This is a genomic window from Lacisediminihabitans sp. (assembly GCF_036569425.1).
Classification (GTDB): Bacteria; Actinomycetota; Actinomycetes; order Actinomycetales; family Microbacteriaceae; genus Lacisediminihabitans.
In genome coordinates, this window is record NZ_DATCQQ010000063.1 from 1 (window position 1) to 15,445 (window position 15,445).

A 15,445-nucleotide genomic window follows, 5' to 3' on the forward strand; every position below is an offset into this window, starting at 1 on the left:
GGCAGCACGAGTGCCGCAGCACTGCTCACCGAGGTGGGGCGCATCACCCTCGCCGAAGGGCAACGATTCTGCCGGGTCGCCGGGGCGACCGCCGTCCGTGTCAGCCTCGTCGGGGAACGGATGCCGCCGAGCTATCCGCTCGTCGCCGACGCCGTGCGAGCCGCCGTCGTCCCGATCGACTCCGCCAACCTCATCGTGGCGGCCCTGTCCCAGGCGTCGCCACGGGCCGAGCGTGGGCACCTGGAGGCAGCCGAGCTGGCGTTGGTGCGGTTCGCGGCGGAACATCCCGCAGACCTGCTGCGTCGGCTCGCCGCGCGCTGGCGGGACGCGCTCGACATCGACGGCATCGAGCCCCGAGAAGCCGAACAGGTCGAACGCCGGTCGCTGCGGCGCTCGATCCTCGCCAACGGGTTGAAACGGTATCGGCTCGACCTCGATCCGGTCGGCAGCGCCTACCTGGATGCCGCCATCGACGCGCAAGTCAGCCTCGCCATCCGCGCACCCCGCTTCACACCACCCAACGACTTCGCACCACCTGACGCCTGTGCTTCACCCGACGCCGGTGCTTCACCCAACGCCTGTGCTTCACCCGACGCCGGTGCTTCACCTGACGCCTGTGCCGCCACCCACGAGACCCTGCCTGACACCCGCACTCTCACCCAGATCGCGGCGGATGCCGTGGTCGAGATCGCCCGCCATGCCCTCGCCTGCGACAACACCACCGTCCCGCTGCCGGCGGCCACCATCGTCGTGCGGATGAGTCTCGAATCCCTGCTCAGCGGACTCGGCGAGGCGCAGATCGACGGCACCGAGCAACCCATCTCCGCCGGCACCGCCCGACGGTTAGCCGCCGACGCGGCGATCATCCCCGCCGTCCTCGGCGGGGCGAGCGAGGTGCTCGACTTCGGCGCATCCCGCCGCCTGTTCAGCCGTGCACAACGACTCGCCCTCGCCGAACGGGACGGCGGATGCGCCATCACCAACTGCCCACGACCACCCAGCCACACCGAAGCACACCACATCCGATGGTGGTCCCACACCCAGGAAACAAACCTGGCCAACGGAATCCTGCTCTGCTCCGCCCACCACCACAGCATCCACCGGGACGGCTGGCAAATCGAAGTCATCAACAACGTCCCCTGGTTCATCCCACCCTCATCGATCGACGCTCGACAGCGACCACGCCGCGGAGGACGACCACCAGTACCGACCACACCACAGAGAAACACACCACCGAGAAACGGGCCACAGAGAGACGCGCCACCGGAACACGGGCCAGTGAGGGATGGGCCACCGGAACACGCGCCGCCGATCGTGCTGCGGCGGTGACGGGCCGAAAGCAGGCCGCCAAACCCACCCCAACCGGGCCTCATACCCGCCATCCACAAGGCGGCAGCCGCCCGAGACGAGCTCAACCGCGGATAGGCCAACCTCCACTGGCTGGTAACCCACGTCTACTCGAACGGGGGCCCAGCCTCCAGACGTAAGTGCCGTACGAATATCGGCTAGACGATTCCCGAGGTGCCGAGCAGCGAACCGATGATGTACGTCGCGGCGAGGGCGATGGCCCCGCCGATCACCACCCGCAGCGTCGCCCGCAGCACGGGGCTCCCGCCGATCAGGGCGCTCGTGGTCCCCGTCGCGGCAAGGGCCACCAGAACGGCGATGAACGTCACCGGCACGCGCAGGTTGGCCGGCGGAAGCAGGATCGAGAGCATCGGCAGGATTGCCCCGATCGTGAAGGCCAGCGCCGAGGCGCCGGCGGCCTGCCACGGGCTCACGACATCCGCCTCATCGATGTTGAGTTCGGCGTCGAGGTGCGCGGCGAGTGCGTCGTGCTGGGTGAGTTCGATCGCGACGGCGCGGGCCGTCTCGGCCGAGAGTCCCTTGGACTCGTACAGGCCGGCCAACTCGTTGAGCTCATCCTCCGGCTGCTCGGCGAGTTCGCGCCGCTCCTTGGCGATGAGCGCGCGCTGGCTGTCCCGCTGGCTGCTCACTGACACATACTCGCCGAGGGCCATCGAGATGGCGCCACCGACGAGACCGGCGGCGCCGGCGGTGAGGATGGGGGCCACGGCGGGCGTGGCGCCCGCCACGCCCACGACGATGGCCGCGACCGACACGATTCCGTCGTTGGCGCCGAGCACGCCCGCCCTCAGCCAGTTGAGCTTGCTCGCGACACCCGCCCCGTGGGGCTCGTTGGAGTGCTGGGACGACGCGGGTTCCTGGTTCGTCGACATAGGACTATCTAACCGCGGGCGGCGTCCGGAGATTCCGCCGGGGACTCGAGGAGGCGCTTGAGCGTCGCGAGGTCCGCGGCGACGGCCGCGGCATCCGATTCGAACTCCTCGTCGGTCATCCCGGGCCGTCGGTTGACAGTGAAGACGACCTCGCTTCGGTCCCGGTAGCCGATCACGCGCATCGGGTTCAGCATCCTCTCGCCGTTCGGCAGGGTGACAACGTGATCGAGGATGCCAAAGTCGTTGTTCGGCAAAAACTCGACGACCACACTTCCGCCAGACGCCTCGGCGATCCAGCGGCCGTCGACGAGCTCGATGGAACTCCCGAGGCCGGCGGCCCATAACGGCAGGTTGACCGGGTCGGCGGCGAAGGCGTACACCTCTTCGTCCGGCCGGTCGATTGCGACGCTGACGTTTCGAGACTCCATACGGCCACTGTAGGCAGGGTCGACGACGGAAGTGAAGCGATCCGAGAATCAGTCGGGGGAGAAGCGGTACCCCATGCCCGGCTCGGTGAGCAGGTAGCGTGGGCGCGACGGCTCCGGCTCGAGCTTCTTGCGCAACTGGGCCAGGTAGAGGCGAAGGTAGCCGTCCTCGTTCTCGTAGGCCGGCCCCCAGACCGTCGTGAGCAGAAAGTTCTTGGTGATCAGGCGGCGCGGGTTGCGCACGAGCACCTCGAGGATGTGCCACTCGGTGGGGGTGAGCTTCACCGGAGTCGACACGCCGGACTCGGCGCGGTCGACAGTGTGGGCGGCGAGGTCCACGGTGATGTTGCCGAACCGGGTTACCGGCTCCTCGGGTTCGGCGAGGGCCCGGCGGCCGAGGGCCCGGATGCGCGCGAGCAGCTCGTCGATGGCGAACGGCTTGGTGACGTAGTCGTCGGCCCCCGCGTCGAGGGCGTCGACCTTGTCGGCGGAGTCCGAGCGCCCGCTCACCACGAGAATCGGGGCATCGGTCCAGCCCCGGAGTCCCTCGATCACCCGGATGCCGCTGAAACCGGGCAGGCCGAGGTCGAGCACGACGATGTCCGGCTTGACCTTCGCCGCGACATCCAGCGCCTCCGGTCCCGATCGGGCCAGCGACACGTCGTAGCCGCGCGCGGCGAGGTTGATCCGCAGGGCCTTCAGAATCTGGGCATCGTCATCCACCACGAGAACGCGCATCAGTGTCCCTTTCCCGTGGGCAGCGAGATCACCATAGTAAGGCCGCCGCCCGGCGTGTCTTCCGCCTCAAGACTTCCGCCCATCGCCTCCATGAAGCCGTTGGAGAGCGCGAGCCCGAGGCCAACCCCGGTGGTGTTGTCGGTATCCCCAAGCCGCTGGAACGGCTGGAACGCCTCGGCGAGCCGTGCCTTCGGGATGCCGGGGCCCCGGTCGATCACGCGCAGCTCGACCCGTTCGCCGAAACTGCTCGCGGTGATGATGAGGGGTGCCTCCTCCGGGGAGTAGCGCAGGGCGTTGGCGATGAGGTTGACGAGCACCCGCTGAACGAGCACCGGGTCGCAGGAGGCCCCCGGCAGGTCGGGTGCCACATCCACCCGAACGCGCCCGAGCGGCACCTTGAGCTCGTCGAGAGCCAGCGGAACGATCTCGTCGAGTCCGACGGTGGCGAGCGAGATCGGCAGCACCCCGGCCTGCAGCCGACTCGCGTCTAGCAGGTCGTTCACGAGGTCCGCGAGGCGATGCAGCGACTCCTCGGCGGTCGCGAGCAGTTCGTCGCGGTCCCGGTCGCTCCAGTCCACATCCGTGCTGCGCAGGCTTGACACGGCGGCGGTCGCCGACGAGAGCGGGGTGCGCAGGTCGTGGCCGACGGCCGCGAGGAGGGCGGTGCGCAGTCGATCGGCCTCCTCAAGGGGACGGATGCCCTGCGCCGCGGTCCGCAGCTCGTTCTGCACGAGCGCCGCCTCGATCTGGGACACGAAGGCGTCGAGGATGCGCCGGTCGGAGGCCTGCAGGTCGCGTCCGCGCAGCACGACGCTGCCCTGGTCGCTCAGGGGCACAACCGTCTGCTTGTCGTCGTCGCCACTCGTCACCGCTCCGGCCTCGTAGAGCTGGGTGTCGTTGTAGTTGACCGTGACGCTGTTCATGCCGAAGACCTCGCGCAGCCGGTTGGCGAGGGCCTCCACCGCGTTCTCGCCCCGGATAATGCTGCCGGCCACGGTTGCAAGGGTCTCGGCCTCGGCGGCCGAGCGCTTGGCGGCGCGGCTGCGGCTCGCCGCCTGGTCCACAACGAGGCTGACGAGCACGGCGATGATGAGAAAGATGAGCAGCGCCAGAAGGTGGAGTGGGTTGGCAATGGTGACCTTGTAGAGCGGTTCGACGAAGAAGTAGTCGAGTGCGAGGCCGGCGACCACGGCGGCGGTGACTGCCGGCCAGATTCCGCCGACGAGGGCGACGACCACGATGAGCAGCTGGAAGGCGAGCACCTCGCTCACGAGCGACTCGGCGTTGCGGAACGAGCTGAGCAGGAGGGTGAGCAGCGGGAGCCCGAGCACGGCGAGGACGAACCCGCCGAGTCGTCGCCGCACGGTGAGCGCCCCGCGGGACCGCGGCAACTGCAGGGTGCCGGCCGACGCGTGCGAGACGATGTGCACGTCGATGTCGCCGGACGCCCGGATCACCGTCGCGCCGATGCCCTGGCCGGTGAGGAACGCCGTGAGCCGTGACCGGCGGCTCACGCCGATCACGAGCTGGGTCGCGTTGACGCCGCGGGCGAACTCCACGAGAGCGGTCGGGGTGCTGTCGCCGACCACCTGGTGATAGCTGCCGCCGAGGCTCTCGACGAGGGTGCGCTGGGAGAGCAGTGCGGCCGGGTTCGACTCGGCAAGGCCGTCGGAGCTCGCCACGTGCACGGCCAGCAGCTGCCCGCCGCTCGACCGCGCCGCGATCCGCGCCCCGCGGCGGATCAGCGTCTCGCCCTCCGCGCCGCCGGGCAACGCCACGACGACCCGCTCGCGGGCCTCCCACTTGCCGCGGATCCCGTGTTCGTTCCGGTACTCCTGGAGAGCGACATCCACCTCGTCGGCGAGCCAGAGCAGCGCGAGCTCGCGGAGGGCCGTGAGGTTGCCGAGCCGGAAGTAGTTGGACAGGGCAGCGTCGATGGTGCCGGCCGGGTAGATCTGGCCACCGGACAGGCGCGTCCTCAGCGCCTCCGGGGCGAGGTCCACGACCTCGATCTGGTCTGCGGAGCGCAGCACGGAGTCCGGGATCGTCTCCCGCTGGGTAACACCGGTGATCGACTGCACGACGTCGTTGAGGCTCTCGATGTGCTGGATGTTGACCGTCGAGATCACGTTGATGCCGGCCTCGAGGAGCTCCTGCACGTCTTGCCAGCGTTTCTTGTTCTTCGAACCTGGCGCATTCGTGTGCGCGAGTTCGTCCACGAGGGCCCAGTCCGGCGTGCGGGCGATGAGGGCGGCCAGGTCGAGTTCGCCGAGTACCACGCCGCGATGGGCGACGCGAAGCCGGGGAATCAACTCGAGCCCCTCCGCCACGCGGGCGGTCTCGGCCCGGCCATGTGTCTCGACCAGCCCGACCACCACGTCGAGGCCCTTCTCCCGCAGTCGGCGGCCCTCCTCGAGCATGCTGAAGGTCTTGCCGACCCCCGGGGCGGCACCGAGGTAGACCTGCAGGATTCCTCTCGTCATCGCGGCGCCATCAGTCAGTTGGACTTGTCGAGGGCCGCGAGCGCGATGTTGAGCTCGAGCACGTTGACGGTCCGTTCGCCGATGAACCCGAGCGAGCGCCCGGTGACGAAACGCTCGACGAGCTGTGAGACCTTCGCCTGCGGCAGGCTTCGGGCCGCGGCGACCCGTGCCATCTGCTCGCGGGCGTATTCCGGGCTGATCTGCGGGTCGAGACCGGACGCCGAGGCGGTGAGGGCGTCGGCCGGGATGGATGCCGGATCAACTCCGTCGCTCTTCGCAATGGCCGCCTTCCGATCCTTGATCGCTGAAATCAGTGTCTCACTCTCGGTGCCCTGGTTGCTGCCGCCGGACGCGCCGGCGTCGTAGCCGGTGCCCGCGGCCGACGGCCGGGACTGGAACCACTGGGGGAGAGCCTTTCCCTTTTTGTCCGTGAAGCTCTGGCCGATGAGGCTCGAGCCGACCGTCTTGCCGTCGACCGTGACCGGGGATCCGCCCGCCTGGGCCGGGGCGAGGAGCCCGATCGCGCCGATCAGCGCCGGGTAGCCGATGCCGAGAACGACCGTGAAGACGATCATGGCCTTGAGGGCGACCCAGTATTGCCGGGTGGTGCCGCGTGCTGAGCTCATTGTGCTGAGATCCGTTTCTCTGTCGAGGGGTATTAGAAGCCGGGGATGAGGGCGATGACGAGGTCGATCGCCTTGATGCCGATGAAGGGGGCGATGAGGCCGCCGACGCCGTAGATCCAGAGGTTGCGGCCGAGGATGCTCGACACGCTGCCCGGGCGGTAGGTGACGCCCCGGAGGGACAGCGGGATGAGGGCGATGATGATGAGGGCGTTGAACACCACGGCCGACAGGATCGCCGAGGCCGGCGAGTGCAGCCCCATGAAGTTGAGGGCGGCGAGGCCCGGGTAGCTGGCCACGAACATGGCCGGGATGATGGCGAAGTACTTCGCCACGTCATTCGCGATCGAGAAGGTCGTGAGCGACCCGCGCGTGATGAGCAGTTGCTTGCCGATCCCGACGATGTCGATGAGCTTGGTGGGGTCGGAGTCGAGGTCGACCATGTTGCCGGCCTCCTTCGCCGCCGAGGTCCCCGTGTTCATCGCCACGCCGACATCCGCCTGAGCGAGCGCCGGGGCGTCGTTCGTGCCGTCCCCGGTCATGGCGACGAGGTTGCCGCCCTGCTGCTCCCGGCGGATGAGGTCCATCTTGTCTTCCGGGGTCGCCTCGGCGAGGTAGTCGTCGACGCCGGCCTCCTCGGCGATCGCCTTTGCGGTGAGCGGGTTGTCTCCGGTGATCATCACGGTGCGGATGCCCATCCGGCGCAGGTCGGCGAAGCGTTCGGCGAGGCCGGTCTTCACGACGTCCTTGAGGTAGACCACGCCGAGCACGGAGGCGACGCCGCTCGTGTCGCGGCGGGCGACGACCAGCGGGGTGCCGCCGACCTGCGAGATGCGGGTGACGATCCCGTCGAGCTCGGCGCGCTGGGCGTCGGTGAGGGTCGAGGACTCCGCGACCCAGGCGCTCACCATGGAGCCCGCGCCCTTGCGCACCTGGCTGCCGTCCGCGTAGTCGACCCCGCTCATGCGGGTCTGGGCGGTGAACGGAACGACGGTGCCGTCGACGGTGGTGGGGAAGGTGAAACCCTGCTCAGTGGCGAGCTTGAGGATCGATTTGCCCTCGGGTGTCGGGTCGCTCAGCGAGGACGCGGCGGCGACGGTCGCGAGGGTCTGGGCATCCACTCCGCTGAGCGCGGCGAATTCGGCGGCCTGGCGGTTGCCGTAGGTGATTGTGCCCGTCTTGTCGAGCAGGAGGGTCGTGACGTCGCCGGCGGCCTCCACCGCCCGGCCGGACATCGCGAGCACGTTGTGCTGCACGAGGCGGTCCATGCCAGCGATGCCGATGGCGGACAGCAGCGCGCCGATCGTGGTCGGGATGAGGCACACGAGCAGGGCGACGAGCACGGGAACGCTCTGCGCCGCGTTCGAGTACGCGGCGATCGGGTTGATGATCAGCACGACGACCACGAAGATGATCGTGAGGCTCGCGAGCAGGATGTTGAGCGCGATCTCGTTGGGCGTCTTCTGGCGGGACGCCCCCTCGACGAGCTTGATCATGCGGTCGACGAAGGTCTCACCCGGCTTGCTCGTGATCCGCACGACGATGCGGTCTGAGAGCACGCGCGTGCCGCCGGTGACGGCGCTGCGGTCGCCGCCCGACTCGCGCACCACCGGCGCGGATTCCCCGGTGATGGCCGACTCGTCGACCGAGGCGATGCCCCAGATGATGTCGCCGTCGCCCGGGATCAGTTCGCCAGCCGTCACGACGACGGTGTCGCCGAGGGTGAGGTCCGCCGAGGCGATCTGTTGCAGCTCGGAGTGCTCGGCCCCTGCGTCGGCTGCCGCATCGTAGGAGGCGACCCGGTTGGCGAGGGTGCTCGTGCGGCTCTCGCGCAGGCTCTTCGCCTGCGCCTTTCCGCGGCCCTCCGCCACGGCCTCGGCCATGTTCGCGAAGAGCACGGTCAGCCACAGCCAGACGGCGATGGACCAGATGAAGGCGAGGGAGGTGGGCGAGGCCGCGGTCTGCGCCGCCGTGGCGAGGAACGGCTGGGCGATGGCCAGGGCGGTGGTGAGCGCGGCTCCCACCTCCACGACGAACATCACGGGGTTGCGCCACATGACTCGGGGGTCCAGCTTGCGGAACGCATCGGGCAGGCTCGCGATGAGCTGCCGAACGCCGAACGCCGACGACGGCTTGCGGGTGCGGGGTGCGCTCGCCGATGGCTTGATCAGAGTGGTCGACATGGTGTTACTTGAGTCCTTCTGCGATGGGGCCTAGCGCCAAAACGGGGAGGTAGGTGAGGGCGGACACGATCACGATCGTGCCGATCAGCAGGCCGATGAATTGCGGCCTGTGGGTGGGCAGGGTGCCGGCTGTCGTCGGCACCTTCTCCTGCGCGGCGAACGAGCCGGCGAGAGCGAGCACGAAGACGATGGGCAGGAACCGACCGAGCAGCATCGCCACGCCGAGCGCGGTGTTGAGCCAGGCTGTGCTCGCGGTGAGCCCTGCGAAGGCCGACCCGTTGTTGTTGGCTGCCGAGGTGAACGCGTAGAGCACCTCCGAGTAGCCGTGCAGGCCCGTGTTGGCCATCGAGGTCTTCACCACGGAGTCGCGAACGGCGGGGATGGCGAAGCTGAGCGCGGTGCCGGCCAGCACGAGCGTCGGGGTGATCAGGATGTAGATGCTCGCGAGCTTCACCTCCCGCGCTCCGATCTTCTTGCCGAGGTATTCGGGGGTGCGGCCCACCATCAGGCCGGCGACGAATACCGCGACGATCGCCATGATCAGGATTCCGTAGAGTCCCGATCCGACACCGCCGGGGGCCACCTCGCCGAGCATCATGTTGACCACGACGAGGCCGCCGCCGAGGGAGGTGAAGCTGTCGTGCATCGAGTTGACCGCTCCGGTGGAGGTGAGGGTGCTCGTCGTGCCGAAGATCACCGATCCGACGATGCCGAAGCGCGTCTCCTTGCCCTCCATCGCCCCGCCGGCGAGATGGCTCGCCGTTCCGCTTCCCGCGCTCTCGAGCAGCGTGAGCAGACCGGCCGAGACGATCCAGATGATGCCCATGGCGGAGAGGATCGCGTAGCCCTGGCGGTGATCGTTGACCATGCGCCCGAAGGTCCTCGCGAGCGAGAACGGGATGGCGAGCATGAGGAATATCTCAAACAGGTTGGTCCAGCCGTTCGGGTTCTCGAACGGATGTGACGAGTTGGCGTTGAAGAACCCGCCGCCGTTCGTGCCGATCTCCTTGATCGCCTCCTGCGAGGCGACGGGGCCGCCCGGGATCGTCTGGGTCGCCCCGGTGAGGCCGGTCACGTGCTGGAAGCCGTTGAGGTTCTGGATCACACCAAAGAGCAGCAGCATGACGGCCGCGATCACAGAGAGTGGGAGCAGGATCCGCACGACGCCCCGGGTGAGGTCCACCCAGAAGTTGCCGATCGTAGTCGACTGACGGGAGGCGAGGCCCCTGATCAGGGCGATGGCCACGGCGATGCCGACGGCGGCCGACACGAAGTTTTGCACCGCGAGCCCGACGAGCTGCACGGTGTAACCCATCGTCAGCTCGGGGGAGTACGACTGCCAGTTCGTGTTGGTGACGAAGGAGATGGCGGTGTTCCAGGCGAGGGACTGTTCGACCGGGGGGAGGCCGAGGGAGTACGGCAGGATCTGCTGGATCCGCTGCACGAGGTAGAGGGCGAGCACCCCGATCGCGGAGAACGCGAGCACGCTGCGGAGGTATACGGGCCAGGTCTGGGCCGATCCCGGGTTCACCCCGATCAGGCGGTAGAACCCGCGCTCGACCCTGAGGTTCTTCGGTGTCGTGTAGACGAGGGCCATGTAGTCGCCGAGCGGCCGATAAACGAGCCCGAGCAGGAGGATGAGGGTGCCGAGTTGAAGCACGAAGAGCAGAGTCGTGTTCATCAGAAGCGCTCCGGTTTCACGAGAGCGAACACGAGGTAGACCAGGGCGGCGACGGCGAGCACCACGCTGAGGATGGTGAAGAAGATCACAGCTTCTCGACCCCCCAGGCGACAAGGGCAACGAGGGCGAAAAGCCCTATTGCGCCAACGACGTACACGAGATCGAGCATCGGATCCTCCGCGGGAAAGACAAGCTGCGGCCGAACGGCGCGCAACGACATTTCTGTCACGAGGGACGAGTCCACACCATGGGGACGTCCAAGCCGGCAGGGCCTAACGACTCCCTAACACGGCAACACCACACTCTAACGATCGGGGATGGTCCGGCGAGACCTCCCCGTGCGGGCGCAGCATCCCACCACGTCGCCAACCGATCGGGAGGCCTCTGCTCCGGGGTGGGCGCGCAACTGCCTCGCACAACCGCCACTCACCCCGGCGTCTACGGCTCGGCGAGTTCCCTCGGACTGACCGGCACCCTTGTCCTCGACGCTCCGGGCGACCCGAACGCGGCGCCGGAAGCCAGCTAGGGGAGGCGCCTGGCCGTTGGCGCCTGGCGGTTGGCGCCCGACCGTCGGCGCCCTGCAGTCGGCGCCCTGCCGTCGGCTACATGCCGTCGGTTACCTGCCGGCGGCCAGGGCGGCGGCGCCGAGAATGCCGGCGTTGTTGCGCAGGGTCGCCGGCACGATCGGCGTGTTCAGGTGGAGCAGGGAGAGGAAGTTCTTGTATTCCTTGGACACGCCGCCGCCCAGGATGAACAGGTCGGGGTGGAAGTAGGCCTCGAGCGCCGTGTAGTACTGCTGCAACCGCGCCGCCCAGTCAACCCAGCTGAGGTTCTCGCGTTCCTTCGCCGAGTACGACGCCCGCGTCTCGTAGTCGACGCCGTCGAGCTGGATGTGGCCGAGTTCGGCGTTCGGGATGAGCACGCCCTTGTAGATGAGGGCGGTGCCGATTCCGGTGCCGAGGGTGGTCATGATGATGAGGCCGTCCGACTTCGCCGCCGCGCCGTAGAGCGTCTCGGCGTAGCCGGCGGCATCCGCGTCGTTGACGAAGTGGATGTTGCGCCCGAGCCCCTTCTCGAACAGCTTCTCCGCCTCGAGGCCGATCCAGCTTTTCGACACGTTGGCGGCGGAGAGGGTCTTGCCCTTCACCACGACCGCAGGGAAGCAGACGCCGATCGGATCCTTCTTGTTGCCGACATCGAGCCTCTTGACGATCTCCAGCACCGTCGCCAGGATGTCCTCCGGCTCGCCGCCCTGCGGGGTCGGGAGCTTGATGCGATCGGTGAGCAGCTTGCCGGACGAGACGTCGACGATCGCCCCCTTGATGCCGGTGCCGCCGATGTCGATGCCTACCGCTTTGATGGCCATGTTTGACAGTCTTCCTGTGGGGGATCGGATCAGGGGAGAGTGAGCACTTCTGCGCCACGGTCGGTTACGACGAGGGTGTGTTCGAATTGCGCGGTGATGCTTCGGTCCTTGGTGACGACGGTCCAACCATCGTCCCACTGCTCCCACTCGATGCCGCCGAGGGTGAGCATCGGCTCGATGGTGAATACCATGCCGGTCTCCATCACTGTGGAGTACGCGGGCGCCGAGTCGTAGTGCGGGATGATGAGGCCGGAGTGGAAGGCCTCGCCGACGCCATGACCCGTGAAGTCGCGCACGACGCCATAGCCGAAGCGCTTGGCGTACGACTCGATCGCGCGGCCGATCACGTTCACCTCGCGGCCTGGGGCGACGGCCTTGATCCCGCGGCCCAGGGCCTCGCGAGTGCGGTCGACGAGGTCGGTGACGGCCGACGAGGCTTCCCCCACGATGAAGGTCTGGTTGCTGTCGCCGTGCATGCCGTTCTTGAAGGCCGTGATGTCGATATTCACGATGTCGCCTTCCTCGAGCACCGTGTCATCCGGGATCCCGTGGCAGATCACCTCGTTCACGGAACTGCAGATCGACTTGGGGAAACCGCGGTAGCCGAGCGTCGACGGATACGCGCCGTTCGCCACCATGTAGTCGTGGCCGATCACGTCGAGTTCATCGGTCGTGATGCCCGGTCGCACGCTCGCCCCGACGAGCGCGATGGCGTCGGCGGCGATCCGGCCCGATTCGCGGATGCGGGCGACGGCCTCAGGAGGGTAGACATCTGAGCCGGTGAAGGGGGCGGGTGCCGCCTTGCCGACATACTCCGGGCGGGCGATGGTCCTCGGTACGAAACGCGCGGGGGAGATGTGCCCCGGCACGAGGTGACCGCTCGAATCCTTGGGCATAGGATCGATTTTAGTTGGGATAAGGAGCGCTCATGACCGAGTGGTACTACAACATCAGAACCGGTGAGGTTGAAGAGGGCAAGCAGTCGCTCGCGTCGGAGCTCGACGGGCCGTTCACGACGCGCGAGGATGCCGCGCGAGCGCCCGAGATCATCGCCGAACGCGCCCGCAGGTGGGCAGAGGAAGACGCCGCCAACGACCACTGACCGGCCGCGGTCCGCACTGGCCGCCCGTCCATCGGCGCCTGCCCCTTCCGAAATCCATGCGTTCCTTGCCGACGCGCCGCATCTGAACCATGGTGAGCGGCGTGGCGCCGCCAAATGCATGGATTTCGGAAGTGGGGCGGGGTAGCAGGTAGCAGGTAGCAGGCAGCAGGCAGCGGGGCGGATCAGTCGGCAGTGCCGTCTGAGACCCAGGAATAGCGCCGCTGCGGGCGGCCGGTCTGCCCGTAGCGCAGGCTCACGACGGCCGATCCGACGGCTACGAATTGCTCAAGATACTTGCGGGCGACAACCCGGGAGACCCCGAGGCTCTCCGCGCACTCCGAGGCAGCGATGGCGCCGGGGTGCCGTCTCAGCTCGCTCTCGACGAGCGCGGCCGTCTCCCGGCTGAGCCCCTTCGGGAGGGTCGCCGCGCCGGATCGAGCGCCGGATGCCGCCCCGAGAGCGTGGTCGAGATCTCTCTGCTGGAGGGCGCCCGGGCGGTTGAGCACGCGGACCCGCTCGGCGTATGCGATGAGCCTGCCGCGCAGCTCGGTGATCTTGAACGGCTTGAGGAGGTAGCTCACGACGCCGCCCTGGAGTGCGGCGGTGACCATTCCGGGTTCGCGGGCCGCACTGAGCACGAGAAAGTCGATGTCGTGCCCGCGGTTTCGCGCGTCTCGGATCACATCCAGCCCCGAGATGTCCGGCAAGTACACGTCGAGGAGCACGAGGTGCGGCTGGAGCGAGTCGATCAGTTCGAGGGCGCGCGTCCCGGTGTGGGCGACGCCGACCACCCGGAATCCCGGAATTCCGTCGACGACGCGCTCGTGGGCGCTCGCTACCATGAAGTCGTCGTCAACGACGAGCACGTCACACATGAAATGCCGTCGGGACGGGGGGCTCGGTGGGCGCCATCGTCGGGAGGGTCACCTCAACGACGGTCCCTCCGTCGCTGCGAATGGTCACCCGCCCGGCACGCCTGGTCGCCACGAGTTGCACGATCGCGAGTCCGAAACCATTCGCCGTCCCGTCGGGAGACGGGGACTTGGAGGTGACCCCCGCCTCGAACATGCGGTCGGCTATCGTGGCATCGACCCCGCTGCCTGAATCCCGTACGGTCACGCAGGCCCCGTAGTGCGAAGCGGTTGGCGCGTCGCCGAACAGCCGGATGTCCACCTCGACGCGTCGCACGGGCGCGGCCCGTACGGCGTCCAGGGCGTTGTCGATGAGGTTGCCGAGCACCGTCACGAGATCCGCGGATAGCTCGTCGTCCCCCCGGGGGAGTGCCGACGCGGCGGAGAGCGTGAGTTCGGCACCGCGCTCGCGGGCGAGGGACGTCTTCGCGATGATCAGCGCCGCGACGGCCGGCTCGGCAATCCGGGCGAGCACTGTGCTGTCGAGTTCCGACCGATCGCGGGATACCGCGTCGATGTAGTCGACGGCCGCCTCGATGTCGCCAAGCTGCATGAGCATCGAGATCGTGTGCAGCCGGTTGGCGAACTCGTGCGTCTGCGCGCGCAGCGTGCCGGTTGTCTGCAGGCTGCTGCCGAGGTCGTGTTGCAGTGTGACGAGTTCCGTTCGGTCCCGCAGGGTGGTCACGACCTCGGGTTTGGACCGCGGAAGGAGGATGGTGGTCTGGTTGAGCACCAGCAGCACGCCTCGGTTGACGAGCGCGGCATCTCGATCGTGTCCGCCGTGCGATCGGAGCGCGCGCACGGCATCGTCATCGAGGCCGACCTCGTCGATGCGCCGGCCTTCGGCATCGTCGGGGAGGGTGAGCAGCCGGCGGGCGCTGTCGTTGGCCAGGGTGATGAGCCCATCGGCATCGACGGCGACGACCCCCTCGCGGATGCCGTGGAGCATCGCCTCCCGGTGCTCGACGAGACGCGCAATCTGGTCGGGTTCCAGCCCGAGGGTCTGCCGTTTCACCCGGGCGGCGAGCCACCAGGAACCGGCGCCGCCGAGCACTCCGGCCACGGCGAGGTAGGTGAGGAGGTCGGGGATGGCAGCGCCGAACAGCTCCCAGAGGGTGGGGATCTCCCGGGCGGCGATGACCGTTGCGACGATGGCGCCATTGTCGGCCAGCACGGGCACCTCGGCCACGACGTTGTCCACAGCGCCGAGCTTCACCGCCCCCGACCAGGCTCCGTTCGGCGTTCCGTGCAGCGCCAGGACGCTGCCGAGAAGTCGAGGATCGGCCGGCGAGGCGATCACTCGGCCCGCGGTATCCGTGGTGATGAGCTGGTCGATGCCCGTCGTGGTACGCAGCGACTCCACCCGGGAGGCGAGAGCCGCCGGCCGCTCGCCGGCCGCCGCCGCGGTCGAGAGCATGCTCCGAAGCAAGGGGTTCGCGGCCGAATACTCCGCGACGGCGAGCATGCGCCTCTGCTGACCGTTCATGAAGTCGCTTTGCGTCTGCTCGAGGGAGATAGCGGCGACCGGCACGAGCACGATCGCGAGCAGGCTGAGCTGGAAGGCGAGAAGCTGCCTTGCGAGGCTCATCCGGGCCCGCGGGGGTTGTCGTGACATCACGTGCCCTCCCGCCGGCCATCATTGGTCGTTCCCATAGTGCAGCATGCGGCAGGCAGACTGAAATCTCACGGCGGG

General features: G+C 68.2%; 14 protein-coding genes. 2 read left to right on the forward strand and 12 right to left on the reverse strand.

What is annotated here, in order from left to right; genetic code table 11:
* Positions 1 to 1,329, forward strand: a 1,329-nt coding sequence (locus VIM54_RS10675) for an HNH endonuclease signature motif containing protein (RefSeq protein WP_331901188.1), incomplete at its 5' end; no start/stop codon positions are given.
* A 176-nt stretch (positions 1,330 to 1,505) separates the two neighbouring features.
* Here the strand turns inward: VIM54_RS10675 and VIM54_RS10680 are convergent.
* The 10 genes from VIM54_RS10680 to map form a co-directional block, all read right to left on the reverse strand.
* Positions 1,506 to 2,240, reverse strand: a complete 735-nt coding sequence (locus VIM54_RS10680) for a VIT family protein (RefSeq protein ID WP_331901189.1) — start codon at positions 2,238 to 2,240, stop codon at positions 1,506 to 1,508.
* An 8-nt stretch (positions 2,241 to 2,248) separates the two neighbouring features.
* Complete coding sequence (locus tag VIM54_RS10685) at positions 2,249 to 2,668, reverse strand: SRPBCC family protein (RefSeq protein ID WP_331901190.1); 420 nt, start codon at positions 2,666 to 2,668, stop codon at positions 2,249 to 2,251.
* A gap of 48 nt (positions 2,669 to 2,716) precedes the next feature.
* Positions 2,717 to 3,403, reverse strand: coding sequence for a response regulator (locus tag VIM54_RS10690; RefSeq protein WP_331901192.1), 687 nt, complete (start codon positions 3,401 to 3,403; stop codon positions 2,717 to 2,719).
* A complete protein-coding gene (locus tag VIM54_RS10695; RefSeq protein WP_331901193.1) occupies positions 3,403 to 5,886 on the reverse strand; it encodes an ATP-binding protein in 2,484 nt (827 codons plus the stop codon). Before VIM54_RS10695 ends, VIM54_RS10690 begins: the two co-directional genes overlap by 1 nt.
* Before the next feature lie 14 nt (positions 5,887 to 5,900).
* Entirely contained in the window at positions 5,901 to 6,512 is a 612-nt protein-coding gene (gene kdpC / locus VIM54_RS10700) for a potassium-transporting ATPase subunit KdpC (RefSeq protein WP_331901194.1), read from the reverse strand.
* A gap of 32 nt (positions 6,513 to 6,544) precedes the next feature.
* Positions 6,545 to 8,692, reverse strand: a complete 2,148-nt coding sequence (kdpB, locus tag VIM54_RS10705; protein WP_331901195.1) for a potassium-transporting ATPase subunit KdpB — start codon at positions 8,690 to 8,692, stop codon at positions 6,545 to 6,547.
* Positions 8,693 to 8,696: 4 nt separating this feature from the next.
* Positions 8,697 to 10,373: a potassium-transporting ATPase subunit KdpA gene (kdpA, locus tag VIM54_RS10710; RefSeq protein ID WP_331901196.1), complete on the reverse strand. Its 1,677-nt coding sequence runs from the start codon at positions 10,371 to 10,373 to the stop codon at positions 8,697 to 8,699.
* Positions 10,373 to 10,462: a K(+)-transporting ATPase subunit F gene (gene kdpF / locus VIM54_RS10715; RefSeq protein WP_331901198.1), complete on the reverse strand. Its 90-nt coding sequence runs from the start codon at positions 10,460 to 10,462 to the stop codon at positions 10,373 to 10,375. The genes kdpA and kdpF overlap by 1 nt, the downstream gene beginning before the upstream one ends.
* A 527-nt stretch (positions 10,463 to 10,989) precedes the next feature.
* A complete protein-coding gene (gene ppgK, locus VIM54_RS10720) occupies positions 10,990 to 11,748 on the reverse strand; it encodes a polyphosphate--glucose phosphotransferase (protein ID WP_414673211.1) in 759 nt (252 codons plus the stop codon).
* Positions 11,749 to 11,768: 20 nt separating this feature from the next.
* A complete protein-coding gene (map, locus tag VIM54_RS10725; RefSeq protein WP_331901202.1) occupies positions 11,769 to 12,635 on the reverse strand; it encodes a type I methionyl aminopeptidase in 867 nt (288 codons plus the stop codon).
* A gap of 32 nt (positions 12,636 to 12,667) precedes the next feature.
* On the opposite strand from map, the gene VIM54_RS10730 reads away from it, so the two are divergent.
* Positions 12,668 to 12,841: a methionine aminopeptidase gene (locus VIM54_RS10730; protein ID WP_331901204.1), complete on the forward strand. Its 174-nt coding sequence runs from the start codon at positions 12,668 to 12,670 to the stop codon at positions 12,839 to 12,841.
* 182 nt (positions 12,842 to 13,023) lie between these two features.
* On the opposite strand, the gene VIM54_RS10735 is transcribed toward VIM54_RS10730, so the two are convergent.
* Together VIM54_RS10735 and VIM54_RS10740 are read right to left on the reverse strand one after the other, a co-directional pair.
* A complete protein-coding gene (locus tag VIM54_RS10735) occupies positions 13,024 to 13,716 on the reverse strand; it encodes a response regulator (protein ID WP_331901206.1) in 693 nt (230 codons plus the stop codon).
* Entirely contained in the window at positions 13,709 to 15,340 is a 1,632-nt protein-coding gene (locus tag VIM54_RS10740) for a sensor histidine kinase (RefSeq protein WP_331901207.1), read from the reverse strand. Before VIM54_RS10740 ends, VIM54_RS10735 begins: the two co-directional genes overlap by 8 nt.
* Positions 15,341 to 15,445: the final 105 nt, after the last annotated feature.